Origin of the sequence: Priestia sp. YIM B13490 (assembly GCF_042787735.1) — a bacterium.
GTDB classification, from domain to species: Bacteria; Bacillota; Bacilli; order Bacillales; family Bacillaceae_H; genus Priestia; species Priestia megaterium.
The window spans coordinates 835,761-850,353 of record NZ_JBHZOT010000001.1; the positions used below are offsets into that span (position 1 = coordinate 835,761).

At 38.6% G+C, this 14,593-nt stretch carries 18 protein-coding genes and 1 pseudogene; 10 read left to right on the forward strand and 9 right to left on the reverse strand.

The features are described 5' to 3' along the window. Positions 1-13 precede the first annotated feature (13 nt). Complete coding sequence (locus ACFX4R_RS04750) at positions 14-736, forward strand: GDSL-type esterase/lipase family protein (protein ID WP_162214550.1); 723 nt, start codon at positions 14-16, stop codon at positions 734-736. Between the two features lie 27 nt (positions 737-763). On the opposite strand, the pseudogene ACFX4R_RS04755 reads toward ACFX4R_RS04750, so the two are convergent. Together ACFX4R_RS04755 and ACFX4R_RS04760 are read right to left on the reverse strand one after the other, a co-directional pair. Beyond that, positions 764-1,804: pseudogene (locus ACFX4R_RS04755) on the reverse strand (alkene reductase); the annotation flags it as partial. Positions 1,805-1,976: 172 nt separating this feature from the next. Beyond that, positions 1,977-2,096, reverse strand: coding sequence for a DUF4023 domain-containing protein (locus tag ACFX4R_RS04760; RefSeq protein WP_013057809.1), 120 nt, complete (start codon positions 2,094-2,096; stop codon positions 1,977-1,979). 208 nt (positions 2,097-2,304) lie between these two features. Here ACFX4R_RS04760 and ACFX4R_RS04765 point away from each other — a divergent pair, with 208 nt between their 5' ends. Beyond that, positions 2,305-2,622, forward strand: a complete 318-nt coding sequence (locus ACFX4R_RS04765) for a hypothetical protein (RefSeq protein ID WP_013057808.1) — start codon at positions 2,305-2,307, stop codon at positions 2,620-2,622. A gap of 20 nt (positions 2,623-2,642) precedes the next feature. On the opposite strand, the gene ACFX4R_RS04770 is transcribed toward ACFX4R_RS04765, so the two are convergent. Both ACFX4R_RS04770 and ACFX4R_RS04775 read right to left on the reverse strand, forming a co-directional pair. Then, positions 2,643-2,921, reverse strand: a complete 279-nt coding sequence (locus ACFX4R_RS04770) for an RNA polymerase sigma factor (RefSeq protein ID WP_028409216.1) — start codon at positions 2,919-2,921, stop codon at positions 2,643-2,645. A gap of 327 nt (positions 2,922-3,248) precedes the next feature. Continuing rightward, a complete protein-coding gene (locus ACFX4R_RS04775; protein ID WP_043981447.1) occupies positions 3,249-4,436 on the reverse strand; it encodes a macrolide family glycosyltransferase in 1,188 nt (395 codons plus the stop codon). A 219-nt stretch (positions 4,437-4,655) separates the two neighbouring features. Between ACFX4R_RS04775 and ACFX4R_RS04780 the strand changes: the two genes are divergently transcribed. Continuing rightward, the gene (locus ACFX4R_RS04780) at positions 4,656-5,372 is read left to right on the forward strand and encodes a CPBP family intramembrane glutamic endopeptidase (RefSeq protein WP_043981448.1); all 717 of its coding nucleotides are present in this window, start codon (positions 4,656-4,658) and stop codon (positions 5,370-5,372) included. A 20-nt stretch (positions 5,373-5,392) separates the two neighbouring features. Here ACFX4R_RS04780 and ACFX4R_RS04785 read toward each other — a convergent pair whose 3' ends face one another. Together ACFX4R_RS04785 and ACFX4R_RS04790 are read right to left on the reverse strand one after the other, a co-directional pair. Beyond that, complete coding sequence (locus tag ACFX4R_RS04785) at positions 5,393-6,502, reverse strand: GerAB/ArcD/ProY family transporter (protein WP_025751128.1); 1,110 nt, start codon at positions 6,500-6,502, stop codon at positions 5,393-5,395. A 15-nt stretch (positions 6,503-6,517) separates the two neighbouring features. Continuing rightward, on the reverse strand, positions 6,518-6,751 hold the full coding sequence (locus ACFX4R_RS04790; RefSeq protein WP_043981449.1) for a hypothetical protein: 234 nt from the start codon (positions 6,749-6,751) through the stop codon (positions 6,518-6,520). A 220-nt stretch (positions 6,752-6,971) separates the two neighbouring features. Between ACFX4R_RS04790 and ACFX4R_RS04795 the strand changes: the two genes are divergently transcribed. The 4 genes from ACFX4R_RS04795 (at position 6,972) to ACFX4R_RS04810 (ending at position 8,512) form a co-directional block, all read left to right on the forward strand. Beyond that, entirely contained in the window at positions 6,972-7,244 is a 273-nt protein-coding gene (locus tag ACFX4R_RS04795) for a hypothetical protein (RefSeq protein WP_025751130.1), read from the forward strand. A gap of 84 nt (positions 7,245-7,328) precedes the next feature. Continuing rightward, entirely contained in the window at positions 7,329-7,520 is a 192-nt protein-coding gene (locus tag ACFX4R_RS04800; RefSeq protein ID WP_014459359.1) for a hypothetical protein, read from the forward strand. A 42-nt stretch (positions 7,521-7,562) separates the two neighbouring features. Then, complete coding sequence (locus ACFX4R_RS04805; RefSeq protein ID WP_013057801.1) at positions 7,563-7,934, forward strand: hypothetical protein; 372 nt, start codon at positions 7,563-7,565, stop codon at positions 7,932-7,934. A 44-nt stretch (positions 7,935-7,978) separates the two neighbouring features. Beyond that, a complete protein-coding gene (locus tag ACFX4R_RS04810; RefSeq protein WP_043981450.1) occupies positions 7,979-8,512 on the forward strand; it encodes a GNAT family N-acetyltransferase in 534 nt (177 codons plus the stop codon). Between the two features lie 232 nt (positions 8,513-8,744). Here ACFX4R_RS04810 and ACFX4R_RS04815 read toward each other — a convergent pair whose 3' ends face one another. Beyond that, on the reverse strand, positions 8,745-9,515 hold the full coding sequence (locus tag ACFX4R_RS04815; RefSeq protein ID WP_043981451.1) for a MerR family transcriptional regulator: 771 nt from the start codon (positions 9,513-9,515) through the stop codon (positions 8,745-8,747). 158 nt (positions 9,516-9,673) lie between these two features. Here ACFX4R_RS04815 and ACFX4R_RS04820 point away from each other — a divergent pair, with 158 nt between their 5' ends. Together ACFX4R_RS04820 and ACFX4R_RS04825 are read left to right on the forward strand one after the other, a co-directional pair. Continuing rightward, complete coding sequence (locus tag ACFX4R_RS04820) at positions 9,674-10,126, forward strand: MarR family winged helix-turn-helix transcriptional regulator (RefSeq protein ID WP_043981452.1); 453 nt, start codon at positions 9,674-9,676, stop codon at positions 10,124-10,126. A 22-nt stretch (positions 10,127-10,148) separates the two neighbouring features. Beyond that, positions 10,149-11,756 (forward strand): MDR family MFS transporter, encoded by a 1,608-nt coding sequence (locus tag ACFX4R_RS04825; RefSeq protein ID WP_237074414.1) that lies wholly within the window; start codon positions 10,149-10,151, stop codon positions 11,754-11,756. Positions 11,757-11,790: 34 nt separating this feature from the next. Here ACFX4R_RS04825 and ACFX4R_RS04830 read toward each other — a convergent pair whose 3' ends face one another. Then, entirely contained in the window at positions 11,791-11,943 is a 153-nt protein-coding gene (locus ACFX4R_RS04830; RefSeq protein WP_165574954.1) for a hypothetical protein, read from the reverse strand. 25 nt (positions 11,944-11,968) lie between these two features. Beyond that, positions 11,969-12,151: a YolD-like family protein gene (locus ACFX4R_RS04835; protein ID WP_013083869.1), complete on the reverse strand. Its 183-nt coding sequence runs from the start codon at positions 12,149-12,151 to the stop codon at positions 11,969-11,971. 618 nt (positions 12,152-12,769) lie between these two features. Here ACFX4R_RS04835 and ACFX4R_RS04840 point away from each other — a divergent pair. Further along, on the forward strand, positions 12,770-14,578 hold the full coding sequence (locus tag ACFX4R_RS04840) for an assimilatory sulfite reductase (NADPH) flavoprotein subunit (protein ID WP_377568994.1): 1,809 nt from the start codon (positions 12,770-12,772) through the stop codon (positions 14,576-14,578). Positions 14,579-14,593: the final 15 nt, after the last annotated feature.

A 14,593-nucleotide genomic window follows, 5' to 3' on the forward strand; every position in this document is an offset into this window, starting at 1 on the left:
GAGTGTCGTTTTCGTGAGTTCAACAAAGAAAGTTGTATTTATCAGTTCCATTATTTTAAATGTCCTTTTCCTAGGTGTTTTTGCTTTTTATGCTACAAGCAGCAGCGCAATGAAAAATCCGCTGTCATCTAAGGATTCATCTAAGCAAAGCTATAGAGATAATCCTTATTACATTGAACGGACCACTTTGTTTAAGCAATTAAGTATTCCTAAAGAGTCGATCGTATTTCTCGGTGATAGCATTACCCAGCGCTCTGAATGGAGCGAACTTTTTCATAATAAGCAGATTGTCAATCGAGGCGTAGCCGATGATACAACAGAAGGGGTATTGCATCGTCTAAAAAGTATTACAGATGCTAAGCCAAAAAAGATTTTCTTAATGATTGGCATTAACGATTTAAACGAGCAAAAATCTGTAAAAAAAACCAAAGCCAATTATACTGAAATTCTTGAACGTATTCATAAAGAATCACCGAATACAAAAGTCTACATTCAAAGTGTACTGCCCGTGAACAATAAAAAATGCGGCGACGCAGTGGACAATAAAGATGTTATCGCATTAAATAACTATTTAGAGCGTCTAGCTAAGAAACACAACGATTCTTACATTGATCTGTATTCGAAAGTATCTACACATAATCAGTTAAAAAGTAATTTCACGGTTGATGGTCTTCATTTAAAAGGCCAAGGCTATGCTATTTGGAAACAAGAGGTTCAGGCATACGTAAACCAATAAAAAAGCGCTCCGGAAGGAGCGCTTTTTTTAGATAAGCTCTGGTAAATGTTTTTTAGCATCGTATTCGACAAGAGACTGGCCGTTTTTAATGCGCTGTAAATAATCAGGATTTGAAATCAGCGGGCGGCCAATAGCAGCTACGTCGATCCAGCCGGCTTGAAGCGCTTTTTCAGCTGATTCAGGCGTTAAGTCACCTACACCGATAATCGGTCCATCCCAGTACTTACGCGTAATTTCATAAAGATTTTGACCGTTTTGAACATCTTCATAAAAATCCAGCATAGACGGATGGATGATCTCAATTCCTGTTTCTTTAAATGCTTCTGTATACGTTTGAATAGCTTTTTCAGTATCATCCCAGCGGTAGTCTGGTTTATCAAGCTTATGAGGAGAGAAGCGAATCACAACGCGCTCTTTTCCAATGGCGTCGATAACAGCGGAAATCACTTCTTTCATAAACGTTAATCGCTGTGCAAGGTCGCCTCCGTATTCATCAGTGCGTTTATTAGACCAGTCTGAATTAAACTGATCGATCAAATAGCCGTGAGCACCGTGAATTTCAACACCGTCAAATCCTGCTTCAATGGCATTTTTAGCGGCTTGGGCATACTGTCCCACAACTTCTTTAATATCTTCTTTCGACATTTCTTCAGGCTCTTCATAGGGCTTGCGGAAACGAGGCACTTGGCCTTGTGCTGCAATAGCGGAAGGGGCCTGAGGCTTATGCCCATTGATTAACCCGGAATGACTCAAGCGGCCAACGTGCCAAATTTGAGCAATAATCGTGCCGCCTTCTTCATGAACAGCTTCTGTTACAGGCTTCCATGAATCAATTTGTTCTTGGGTATAGATACCCGGAACGCCAGGATTTCCTTTTGCGCGTTCGCTGATAACAATTCCTTCACTAATAATTAAGCCAATACCATCCTTTGCGCGGCGGCGGTAATAGTCTACAACGTCTTGACCGACTACGCCTGTCTCTGGATCAGCAAAGCATCTTGTCATCGGTGCCATTGCTGTACGAGTGTGTAAATCAAATGCTTCAATGTTTGTTGGTTGGAATAGTTTTTCAAATTTACTCATTTTATATTCAGCTCCTTAAGAGGAAAGTATAGCTGCGAACGTTTTGCAGCGGGTTCAGTTTATTGTAACAGGGGATTTGTTTTATCTTCAAACATTTCGACTTCCGAAAAAATTTCAAAAAAAAAGCCGGCTGTCTTTACAGCCAACTTTTACAACATTAATGCTGTTTGTTAGGAAGTTTTTTCTCAGGATGCCCAGTAGCTTGACCCTGCTTATTTTTGCGCTGCTTTTCTTGATTATCGTTCAGCTTTTGAACAAATTCATTTGTGTTTTCCATATTATCTAAACCTCCTTTATGAGCTTTCCCTGTTACTATAACCCATTGCACTCAAAAACATGACGCCAATCCGCTAAAAGCCGCTCCATATATACACCGGTATATAGAAATTAATAGGAAAATCGTGTATACTGTTGTAAAAATAATGTTAATGTTTCGTGAGTTTATAATTTCTTATTCATTCATGAACAAGAAAAGGTGTTACGCAATGAGTGATTTTTTTAGCGGGAAAGAAATGTCGTTTATTTTAATTTTGACATTCAGCGTGTACATATTTGTCTGGAATGTGCCCCTTCAGGCGACAAATGCCATGATGATCTACTTTATCCTGCTGTTTTTGTATACAGTCAGTAAGCTGCTTTTTTCTCCTCAGTTCCGACAATTTCCGCTTGTTAAGGTGCTATTGGCCATTTTATTCGTTCTTATGCTGGCTGAAATAATCGTTGCTTACAGCACTCATAGCATAAAGATTACAGATTTAAATCATATTTTCGATTATTTCAGTCATATGGATTTGTATTCATAGTATGTATAGCAAAAAATGATTTACGACGAAATCCTCTCTGAGTTCTGGCTGTGCTTTTTTATATTTTTTACACATTGCTTGCACAAAGAAAGAGAAAGAGTACGTTCTTTGACCAAAAGATCAGGGGAATGCCAAATTTCTTTGAATAGCTCTGTTAAGATGCTTTCGCAAGCATGTGGATCTTTTACTGCTGAATAGACAAGACGATACAAAAGCGATTCATATCGATTGTAAAGCTGATGAAGTGCTTCTTTCTTTCGGATTTTTATCTCTTGAATGAGTAAAAGATCATTGTTCATAACCGAGCCCCTTCGAAAATCAATTATAGTTCATTGTACCCTTGTTAAGATGAGTATAAACACCTAAAAAGGAGAGGCTTATGAGCTACGTAGTATCAAAAAAACAAGGCAAAATATTCAACGAGATATCAAAGAAGAAAACTTGGGGAAAGTGAGAGACCGCCTGCAAGCTTTGCTCATTACGTATCCAAATGGGCTGATAAGCTTATTGTAGCTGGATGTGCATTGATTTTCCTTACAGTCGTCAGTTTGCTAATCATTGGCATATATACAGTTTGTACATGGCTGTTTTTATAAAGAAAAGGTGCACATCTGTGCACCTTTTCTTTATGAATGCTGTTTTATTAAGTAATTGACAATTTTTTTAGCTGCTGCAGCCGGTCCAGATGCCTGCTGGAAACTTGCGTTGATTTCTTTAATTCCTTTTTTATAGCGATCGTCGCGGACAACTTCTTCAACTGCACTCCTTAAAAGAGAAGCATTTACCGTTTCTTTTGCTAAGCGATACCCGGCGTTTAGTTCCACGAGCCTTTGAGCGACGAGAGGCTGATCTTTCCCATGAGGTAAAACGACTAACGGTACGTTAAAATGAATACTTTCATTTACGCTGTTCATACCTCCGTGCGTGATAAAAACATCAGCTTCTTTTAACACGTCAAGCTGGGGAACATAGGGCGAAATAAGAAAATGCTCTGGTGCTTTTTTTATTTTTTTAAAATCAGCTCGGTCTCCTGCTGCAATCACAACTTTTCCTTCAAAGTCGCTAAATGCGTCGATGCAAAGGTTGAAAAAGCCTTCTACATCATGAAGCACCGTTCCCATTGAAATATAAAGAACTTTTTCGTTCTTTAGCTTTTCTAGCGGAAAATCGTGAGAGCCGTGACGCTTTGGAAAGCTTGGCCCAATAAATAAACAAGAGTCATCAAAATGTTCATGAAGCGGCTGAAAAAAGCGGCTTGTATATACGACCGTTAATTCGCCTTCATTGTTCATAAATTGAAGCAGATTTTTAGGTTCTACCCCAAACTGATTTTTTAGCAAGCTGAGCCCGTACTGAGCTTTTTCGTCAGGTTTAAATGGAACGTCTGAATCGGGATGCAGAGGCATCATTGCTAAGCGTTCTTTTGGCATTAAAAAAGAAGCGGATGATACAATCCCGGGAATCCGCAAATAATCACGGACTAATTCGCCTGCTCCAAACTTGTCGTAAAACACAAAGTCAAAGTCAATTTTTTTTGATAACGTATGAACAAGCTTAAGCGTATCTAAAGACGTTTGGATGTGGATATTTAAAAAAGCGTTGATTCCTTGAGGAGTTTCAGGCTTGATGGATACACCGCTTAAGAAGTCCCGGTGAGTGTGTACGATAGCTCCGGCGTTTTCAAGACGCTCTTTAAAACGCTCGGTCGTAATGTAATGAACGGTATCACCTCGGTCTGAAAAAGCTTTTACCATTCCAAGCGTTGGGTTTACGTGACCTTCAGCGGGAAAATTGATCATTAAAATGTTTGCCATTTTTTCACTTCACTTTCGGTAAGATTTCTTCAAGCGTAATCAAATATAAGGAAGTTGACAACTAATTTGGCTAGCTCATTTATCTTTTCAAATCCTATCTTTGTGTGTAAAATGTGAAAAAATATAACTTTTTTCCTAAAAAATAACATCATTAAGCGGAGATTATGGTAGAATTTTGAGAGCACTAGAGAGAAAGAATCATTTTTGGAGGTTACTATTTTGAGTACGTTATCAACAAATTCAGAACCGGTTTTAAAGCCTAAAAAGAAAAAAGAGTTTACTTACTTCACGCTGCTTCTATTTATCGTGTTGGGCTTTGGTCTGCAGATTATAGCTGGAATTGGAGTAGCTATTTACGATGAAGTTACGGGGTCAAATATGACGGGGATTTTATTAGAAGGACCATATGCTCTGCTGGTAGACGCGGCGTTTTTTCTAGGTGTTGCCGTGCTGTACAGGCCTGTGCGCAGATTTTTAAAGCCTATGTGGAACTTCTCAGTATTAAAAGAAAGAAAAACGTATGTATATATTGTAGTAGGCTTTTTAATTGTAGCCGCGGTGCAGTACGTGATGCTTTCATTTTTAAACGTAGAAAGCGCAGATCAGCAGCAAAAGGATTTAAATCAAGGCAGTTTTAATCAAACGCTGCTTTCGAGCTGGATATTTTTTATAAGTGTAGCAGTTATCACGCCTATTAAAGAAGAACTGCTTTACAGAGGTGTTTTATGTGGTTTCTTAACCAAACGCCATCACGTGCTTGTGGGCGTTTTCGTTTCCGCTCTTGTATTCGGCCTTTTACATATTGGCTTTCCGATTACAGCTACCGTCATGGGACTTGTCTTTGCCATTATTTATTATCGAACAAAATCTATTTTCCCATCTATGATTTTACATATGCTGTGGAATGGATTAGTGAGCATAACCGTGTTCTTTTAAAAGCCGCTTAAGCGGCTTTTTTATTTGGATAAAGACGCAGAATGCTTTACGCGAATTTTCCCAACTATTAATAATCCAAGAGGGTAAAATAGTCCAAATAGCAGACTGTACGGAATCCACGTATCTCTGTCCCACGTTTGTTCATATGGAATGCTTGGATACACGATAAGTGAAAATGTAACGGCAATAATGCCTAGCGGAAGAGTTAAAACTCGGTAGTTTTTTAATTCAAGAATTTGAGCGAGTCCAGAAACGGTCGCATAATAGTAGAGAGATGTTTTAAAATAAAGAGATAAAAACCACATAATAGCCATAATTACTTCAATGTTTTTTAGAAAATCCGCAACTTCAATCCGTCTTGCAAGCTCATAGCTTGGATATAAAGCAATACGTGTATACGTATTTCCAAGTACAAGAATGCCAAGCAATAAAATAATAATCATAATGCCTCCGCCGATTAAGCTTCCCGTAAAAAAAGCCCGGTTCCGCTGGTCTGGTTCCGCTACGTGAGCAGGGAAAACGGTTAGCAATACAATAAAAGTGAGAGACGTAATGCTTGTAAATACCAGAATAGATCTGATAATAGGCTTAACGCCTACCTCTAACAAAGGCTGCAAATTCTCATAATGAATTTGAGGGAAGATCGAAAAAACTAAGATTAAGAACGGAATAACAAACCATGGAAAGAGAATTTCAGCACAGCGGGCAATCGTTTCAATGCCAAGCCGAACGCCGACAATCACAATTCCCATAAACAAAATATGAACAGCAAGCATAGGTGTTTGAATAATAATGCGAGTTGTTAGAAACGAGCCCACGTAAAACAAAACTTGACTGCAAAAAAGAAGAGTAGAAGCGACAAATAAAAGAGAGACAAACTTTCCTAGCCACTTTCCTAAAATGGCTTCGTTTAGTTCTATCAGGGTTTTATTCGGATAAAGGCTAGAGAGTTTGATATACATCCATACCAGTAAAACGCCTACACCTACGCCTAAAATAGCTGGAATCCATGCCTCTTGTTTAGAATCAGCGGTTAAGCTTCCAGGCACGACTAAAATAGTATCGCCTAAACTATAAAAAATGACGAGTATTCGAAACTGTGCTGCGGATAATTTCATCTGACGATGCAAGTTGTTCACTTCCTTTTACTTCAACAGACTGAACAAAAAATCACTAAAAGGTTTTAATAAAAAAGCAATGCCGTCCCCGGGGTTGGGGATTTCAACACCGCCGTATTTTAAACTAACAATCAAAATACTTACTGTGAACAAACTCCAAAACATTCGCTTTTCTTTTTTACTGTTCACTTTTTTTAAATAAGGTATTTCTACTAAACAAACAGCTGCACAAAGTAAAAAAATCCCTAAAAATATAAGCATGTATCAACCTCAATTAGTAACCCTTTAAAAATGATGAAGGGATGTTAAAGACGCCTGTGTTTCAAAGATAGTATGATCCAAAAAGGTTTCATTTATGAAAAGTAAGACTAAAGGCAGGGCAAAACCGTGTTATAATGACCAAGTTGAGCGTTATAATAGAAAAAACATCATGATTACAAACAAGTAGATACATAACAAGGGAAGGATGGGAGAGAGATATATGGCAGATGAGCTCAAAAAAATGCTAGATGACAAAGAAAAGGTGCAGCTTATTATCGCCGCTGTTGTCATGCTTGGAGGCCTGGTCGTTTTGTTAAAAAGTGTTGCAACAGGGCAGGCCATGGGTCAAAAATGGCTAGAAAGTCAAGGGAACGCAGACACGGATCTGTATCTTGAAACGATAAAAAGCTACATACACCTGTATCAAATTGTGGGTGGCGTCATGTTTGGAGGAGGCCTTCTCACGTTACTTCGTGCTAAACTAAAGAAATAAAGCGTCAGCAAAATAAAAGATCATAGTCCAAAAGAAGTGTCATATCTTTTTAATAACTTAAAAAATAGTGAAAAGGAGTTATGTATGAATAATGAAGAAAATACACCGGCTTATCATCTGTTTATGATGATAGGAGCGCTTGCTATGCTGATTTTTGGTGTTGTCGGTTTCTTTATTCAGTATCCTGCTACGTTAAGTTTTGTGATGTGTATTGGCGGAAGTATCATATTTTTGCTGCATTTATTTGAATATATGAAACCTAAAAATGAACTATAGCATCTTCAAACGAGGAAATCTAGAAGCAAAGGAAGATGAGAAATGCGGAAACACCGTACGTATGAAACGCTAGTTGATCTTTATCAAAAAAGCGCCAAAATTCATTATGAAATCGATTATCGAGATAAAAAATCTGTAAAAAAAGGCAATCGAGCTGCAGAAGATATGAAAAAAATTGCGCAGCTCATTCATTTATACTATCCAGGCATGCTGTTTGAATTTGCAACACTGCTGACGAATCCTACTTATCGAATTGATTTATGGGCTGCACATCATATTTTAGAAATCATGAGCTATTCACCAATGCTTGAGGACAATGCGCTTTCCGTCATTGAACGCTACGCCGATGAAAATGATTTTACAGCTTTAGGAAATCGCATGTGGTTAGATCAGTGGAGAGAAAAACAGCGATAAAACTCGGCTAAGCAAACAAGAATAACCAAAAGGAAGATAGGTATATGAGTTTACGTACATTAAAGAACGGTATAGGCGTCAGCATTCGAGAAGCAGCACCAAAAGACGCAGAGAAAATGATTGCTTTTTACAACCGGGTAGGAGGAGAAAGTGATTTTCTTTCATTTGGAGAAGGTGAGTTTCTTACACCCCTTTCAGAGTACGAACTGTTTTTAGCTTCTGTAAAACAAGAGCAAAATGCTCTTATAGTTGTGGCTGAAAAAGAAGAGAAAATCATTAGTATCGCATCCATCACCTCGTCTCAAAACCCGCGTAATAAGCATGTGGGAACCCTCGGTATTGTAGTAGAGAAATCTTATAGCGGGCTAGGGTTAGGCAGACAGCTAATGATTGAGCTGATTGAATGGGCACGTACGCATAAACAAACAAAAAAAATCGAACTTGTGACGCGAGAAGATAACCAAAGAGCTATTTCTTTATACAGGAAGCTAGGGTTTCAACCAGAAGGATTAAAAGAAAAAGACACCTATATAAATGGCGTGTACTATAATACAATGCTTATGGGTCTTCACTTATAAAAAGAGGCTGGGACAAAAGTATATTAAGTGAATGAAAATCCGAACGATGAATCGTTCGGATTTTTTCATTGTGGTGATGAACATAAGTTTCATATAGGCAGGTGCTTCTAGCGGTTTTGAAGGCTCAGCGGCGCCCGCGGAACGCGAAGCCTTGGACGGAAATCAACAGCGGCGGAACAAGCAGGTCAGATTATATATGCCAGTTGTTCGTCTTTAGATTGAATTGATTTAGTTATATCTCATTGTCTTTTTGTTTATTGTTTTTAGCGTCTGCAAATACACTCATCGCCTCGTTCATAAATTTGGCTAATCCTTTTCCGTAGCGGTCAATGGTAGTTGTAAATCGCTCATCTTGCACATACATTTCTCCGAGACCTTTAAAGGCTTCTAATGAATACGTTCCAAAGTTCTCATTTAAAAATTTATACCATTTCCCAATAGCTTTTTGAGCTTCTGTAGAGGATGGTGACAGATCACGAAGCGAAGCTAGGTGAGTGTAGATACTTTCCCATTCGTTTGACATGTGCTGCTGTTCTTCTTGTGAGAAGCTTTGTACTTTTTCATTCGCTTCATCTACCCGCTGGTTTCCCCAGCGCTTCCGTGCTTCTTCTTCGTATGGGTTATGCGAAAAATCCAGTCCTTTAAACCGCTCTTTTTCGTTCATTTCAATCGCTCCTTCTTCATATTGAATCGTTTTATTAATGGTTACAATCATTTGATCGAGCCGACTGCGTTTTTCAATCAGCATGTTTTTTTGCAGTATCAATGCTTCTGTGCGATTAAACGTCGGGTCTGTTATAATCTCGTGAATTTGTTTTAAAGGGAAGCCAAGTTCTTTAAAAAATAATATTTGTTGAAGCATATCGAGATTAGCCGCTGAATAAAGCCGATAGCCGGATTCACTAACGGCATCAGGTTTTAATAGCCCGATTTCGTCATAGTGATGCAGCGTGCGGACGCTGATTCCTACTAAGTCAGCAACTTCTTTTATTTTTCTGTTCATTCTTTCATCTCCCTTCTGAAATCTACTATAAAATATAACGCAGCGTAAGGGTCAATACTAAAAAAGAAATAATTGACTTTTAGTTTATATGCATTTATATTTAATTAGCATTAACTATTTATGACATGAAATAAATAAGCAAGCCTGGAGGAATAGATGTGACAAAAAGCAATCAGTATCTTGGAGAGATTCGTTCATCGCTTCAAGTGCTATTTGAAAAAATGCAGCCCGAAATGATGGAGAGCCTAAATGAGCATGAGATGACTCCTACGCAATTATTTGTTCTTTCTTATTTAAAGAAAGTAGGGAGCAGTAAGGTTTCTCAAATTGCAGAACTCATGGATGTCAAACCGAGCGCCGTGACTCTTTTAGTGGATCGTCTCGAACAGCACAATTTTGTTGTAAGAGAACATAATAAAGAGGACAGACGAGTCGTTGATATTACCTTAACGGAATTTGGGTATCACAAGCTTGAAGATGTGCTGAATGGTCGAAAAGCCATTATGGACCGCTATCTTTTGCATTTAACAGAAGAAGAGCTTTCTATGATGGCTTCTATTACGAAAAAGCTTGCAACGTCAGCTGCTTCTTATAAAGATAAGCAGCAGTAACAAAAAAGAGGAGAGACACACGATGGAAAATCAAAAAAATTCAAAGCGCACGCTCTTATTAATTGGGTTAATTATTGCGATGTTCTTTTCTGCACTTGATGGAACCATTGTCGGAACAGCTATGCCAAGAATCGTAGGAGATCTTGGTGGATTGAGCATGATGACATGGCTGACAACAGCCTATTTATTAACGTCGACAACAGTTGTTCCGATTGCAGGAAAGCTCGCTGATTTAGTAGGACGCAGAGTAATTTATGTTACAGGACTTATTATTTTTATGGTTGCTTCTGCTCTATGTGGAATGGCAAATAACATGACAGAGCTTATTTTATTCCGTGCATTACAAGGAATTGGCGGCGGGGTTATGATGCCGATGGCAATGATTGTAATCGGTGATTTATTTACAGGAAAAGCACGAGCAAAATTTCAAGGAGTATTCGGAGGAATTTACGGTCTTGCTTCTGTCATCGGTCCACAAATTGGCGGGTGGATTGTTGATTCACTGAACTGGAAATGGGTATTTTACATCAACTTGCCGGTAGGGATACTCGCTACCGTTTTTATTGCCCTGGGACTTCAAGGAAAGAAACATACGGGACCTGTGAAATTCGATGTAGCCGGTATGTTCACAATGGTTATTGGAGTAGTGAGCTTGCTTCTTGCCCTGAGCTTTGGAGGAAAAGACTACGACTGGAACTCTTGGCAAATTATTAGTCTATTTACACTTGCTGTTGTGGGGATCATAAGCTTTATTATTGTGGAAAAGAAAGCGAAAGAGCCGATTCTTCCGATGTATTTATTTAAGAACCGAACGTTTACGCTTTTAAATATCATTGGCTTTTTTATGAGCATCGGCATGTTCGGGGCCATTACGTTTGTTCCGTTCTTTATGCAAGGAATCGTTGGAGTCAGCGCCTCGGAATCCGGTACCATTATGACACCGATGATGATTTCAATGATTGTAACAAGTATTATTGGAGGGCAGCTTGTTTATAAAGTTGGAATCAAGCCTCAAATTGTTACGGGTATGCTCATTATGGCAGGAGGGTTCTTCTTGTTAACAACATTAGACCTTCATACTAGCAAACTTGTTGCCACTTCTTATATGGCCATAATCGGTTTAGGAATGGGTCTTGTAATGCCAATTTTAACACTTGCTCTTCAAGAGAGCTTTTCAAAAGAAGAGCTCGGTGTGGTTACATCATCAAGTCAATTTTTCCGTTCAATTGGAGGAACGTTCGGTATTACGATCTTAGGAGCGGTAATGAATGCAAAATCAGGTACGCTTCTTAGTGACAAACTCGTTCCATATTTAAACACATTGCCTGCTCAAGCAAGTGCTTTTGCAGACGGGTTTAAAAAAGCGATTGATACGAATCCTGAAAGTGTGCTGCAGATGCTGTTTAGCCCTGAGGCGCTAAAGAGTATTCCAGCTGCGCTTTCAGACAGCATTGTGCCAATTTTGAAGACCTCGCTAATGAGCGCATTGCACAGCGTCTTTTTCATGGGCTTAGCTTTTATTATTTTAGGAGCGGTATGCACATTGTTCTTAAGGCAGATCAAGCTTTCAAATAAAAAAGCCGAAGAAAAACCAGAAGAAGGCATTGCTGAAGTAGAGCCATCACATTAAAAAAAGCGCACAAATTTGTGCGCTTTTTTCTATATTAACTAGTTGTTTCATTAGGCTTACGAAGAAAAGGAGATTGTTTAGACGTGTCATACGAAATTTGATCAAGCAAATACGTTAAATATAAGTTCAGTTCAAATCGATCTTCCGACACAAAATCTGTAAGCGCTTGCTTATCATCTTTCCACATGGTAATTCCTCCTTAATTTTACATACTAATGAATGGATTTAATATCAGAAAGCAAAAGGGAAACAACGGCTTCATTTTCGTCTTTTACGGATAGAATTTGCTGATGGAGATTTAAGTTGTGCACGCGGCCTTTGCACGTTTGCAACGTCCCATCTTTATAGTAAGAAACAGTTATCGTCCCACTTTTCGTTAATTCTCGTAAAAACATTCAAGAAGCCTCCTTAAAAAAGATTACCTGATTTAAAAGCCAGTCCTTTCATTTGAGATGAGCAAAAGGGAATTGTATGTACTGCAAGCTTCCCTTTATATTCTTCAACGTGTATGAATAGATGGAATAAAAGGTTGCTAGCTCACCTATAAACTGTCCTAAATTTCAGAATATACTGTCTTTTTCGTATAGTGTTTTTTAAAAGGATTAATGTTACATTTATTATGTAACATTCTGATGAGAAAGAAAACCGTTTCTACAAAACTTCTCTAAAAATTACAAAATATTCATATTCATGTGAAGGATGTAGAATAAACAAATATAGAAGTAACTGCGTTTATAAAAAACGTAACGACCGCTTTAATTATTAATGATCTTAATACTAGTTATCAATTATATGTATTTTACTAATTTATTCTTCTCCGATAAAATGCAGGTAGACGAATTTGATAAGAATTTTCTAATGATTTATATAATTAAATTTGATATAATCTATAGGAATAATAATGTATGAAGGGAAACATCATTGATTAATTAGACACAGGTATTAAATGTTGTTGAAGATGATTCGTAAAAGCATACATATTTAAATTATATATTTTTGTGAGGTGGACAGTGTTGCAACTTAAGGTAGTAAACAGCCCTTTTAATCAAGAACAAGCAGATTTGCTTAATCGCCTTCTGCCGACATTAACAGAAGCACAAAAAATGTGGTTGAGCGGTTATTTAACAGCATCTCAATCTACGTCTGCCGAAGGAACGCCAGACGTTTCTACAGCAGCGCCTGCTCAAACGAAGCAGACAGTTTCAAAAGACGTAACGATTCTTTACGGATCACAAACAGGAAATGCTCAAGGACTTGCTGAAAATACAGGCAAAACGCTTGAAGCAAAAGGCTTTAATGTAACTGTATCTTCTATGAATGATTTCAAACCAAATAATTTAAAGAAACTTGAAAATTTATTAATTGTCGTAAGTACACATGGAGAAGGAGAGCCGCCTGATAATGCGCTATCTTTCCATGAATTTCTTCACGGCCGTCGAGCGCCAAAACTTGAGAACTTCCGTTTCTCTGTTTTATCGCTTGGAGACAGCTCATACGAATTTTTCTGTCAAACAGGAAAAGAATTTGATGTGCGCTTAGCAGAACTTGGCGGTGAAAGACTGTATCCGCGCGTTGACTGTGATTTAGATTTTGAAGAGCCCGCAAATAAATGGCTTAAAGGTGTTATTGACGGATTAAGCGAAGCGAAAGGACACAGCGCTTCGGCAGCTGTTCCAGCGGAAGCTCCTGCAGGAACTTCACCATATTCAAGAACAAATCCTTTTAAAGCAGAAGTGCTTGAGAACTTAAACTTAAACGGCCGCGGATCAAATAAAGAAACGCGACACTTAGAACTATCTCTAGAAGGTTCAGGTTTGACGTATGAACCAGGAGACAGTTTAGGTATTTATCCTGAAAATGACCCGGAGCTTGTTGATCTTCTTCTTAACGAATTCAAGTGGGATGCAAGTGAAAGTGTAACGGTTAATAAAGAAGGAGAAACGCGTCCTCTTAGAGAAGCGCTAATCTCTAATTTTGAAATTACCGTTTTAACAAAGCCTCTTTTAAAGCAAGCAGCTGAGCTTACGGGAAACGATAAGTTAAAAGCGCTTGTAGAAAATCGCCAGGAATTAAAAGCATACACACAAGGCCGTGATGTAATTGACTTAGTTCGTGACTTCGGTCCATGGAACGTATCGGCACAAGAGTTTGTAGCCATTCTACGTAAAATGCCAGCGCGTCTTTACTCGATTGCAAGCAGCTTATCAGCAAACCCTGATGAAGTTCATCTAACAATCGGAGCGGTACGCTACGAAGCGCATGGACGCGAGCGCAAAGGTGTTTGTTCAGTCCTTTGTTCAGAACGTTTGCAACCAGGCGATACGATTCCTGTATACCTTCAAAGCAATAAAAACTTTAAGCTTCCTCAAGATCAAGAAACGCCAATTATTATGGTAGGACCTGGTACAGGTGTGGCTCCGTTCCGCTCATTTATGCAAGAGCGTGAAGAAACAGGGGCAAAAGGCAAGTCATGGATGTTCTTTGGAGATCAGCACTTCGTAACAGACTTCCTTTACCAAACAGAATGGCAAAAGTGGTTAAAAGATGGCGTACTGACAAAAATGGACGTGGCGTTTTCACGCGATACAGAAGAAAAAGTATACGTACAAAACCGTATGCTCGAACATAGTAAAGAATTATTCCAATGGTTAGAAGAAGGCGCATCTTTTTATGTGTGCGGAGATAAAACAAATATGGCACGCGACGTGCACAACACGCTAGTTGAAATTATCGAAACAGAAGGCAAGATGAGCCGTGAACAGGCGGAAGGTTACCTTGCTGAAATGAAGAAACAAAAACGTTATCAGCGTGATGTATACTGAGGATTGAAAGGAGAT

Coding starts and splice junctions, on each gene's coding strand:
- ACFX4R_RS04760 (WP_013057809.1), bottom strand. CDS start 2,096: ATGGAAAACACAAATGAATTTGTTCAAAAGCTGAACGATAATCAAGAA.
- ACFX4R_RS04765 (WP_013057808.1), top strand. CDS start 2,305: ATGAGTGATTTTTTTAGCGGGAAAGAAATGTCGTTTATTTTAATTTTG.
- ACFX4R_RS04770 (WP_028409216.1), bottom strand. CDS start 2,921: ATGAACAATGATCTTTTACTCATTCAAGAGATAAAAATCCGAAAGAAA.
- ACFX4R_RS04775 (WP_043981447.1), bottom strand. CDS start 4,436: ATGGCAAACATTTTAATGATCAATTTTCCCGCTGAAGGTCACGTAAAC.
- ACFX4R_RS04790 (WP_043981449.1), bottom strand. CDS start 6,751: ATGCTTATATTTTTAGGGATTTTTTTACTTTGTGCAGCTGTTTGTTTA.
- ACFX4R_RS04795 (WP_025751130.1), top strand. CDS start 6,972: ATGGCAGATGAGCTCAAAAAAATGCTAGATGACAAAGAAAAGGTGCAG.
- ACFX4R_RS04800 (WP_014459359.1), top strand. CDS start 7,329: ATGAATAATGAAGAAAATACACCGGCTTATCATCTGTTTATGATGATA.
- ACFX4R_RS04805 (WP_013057801.1), top strand. CDS start 7,563: ATGCGGAAACACCGTACGTATGAAACGCTAGTTGATCTTTATCAAAAA.
- ACFX4R_RS04810 (WP_043981450.1), top strand. CDS start 7,979: ATGAGTTTACGTACATTAAAGAACGGTATAGGCGTCAGCATTCGAGAA.
- ACFX4R_RS04815 (WP_043981451.1), bottom strand. CDS start 9,515: ATGAACAGAAAAATAAAAGAAGTTGCTGACTTAGTAGGAATCAGCGTC.
- ACFX4R_RS04825 (WP_237074414.1), top strand. CDS start 10,149: ATGGAAAATCAAAAAAATTCAAAGCGCACGCTCTTATTAATTGGGTTA.
- ACFX4R_RS04830 (WP_165574954.1), bottom strand. CDS start 11,943: ATGTGGAAAGATGATAAGCAAGCGCTTACAGATTTTGTGTCGGAAGAT.
- ACFX4R_RS04835 (WP_013083869.1), bottom strand. CDS start 12,151: ATGTTTTTACGAGAATTAACGAAAAGTGGGACGATAACTGTTTCTTAC.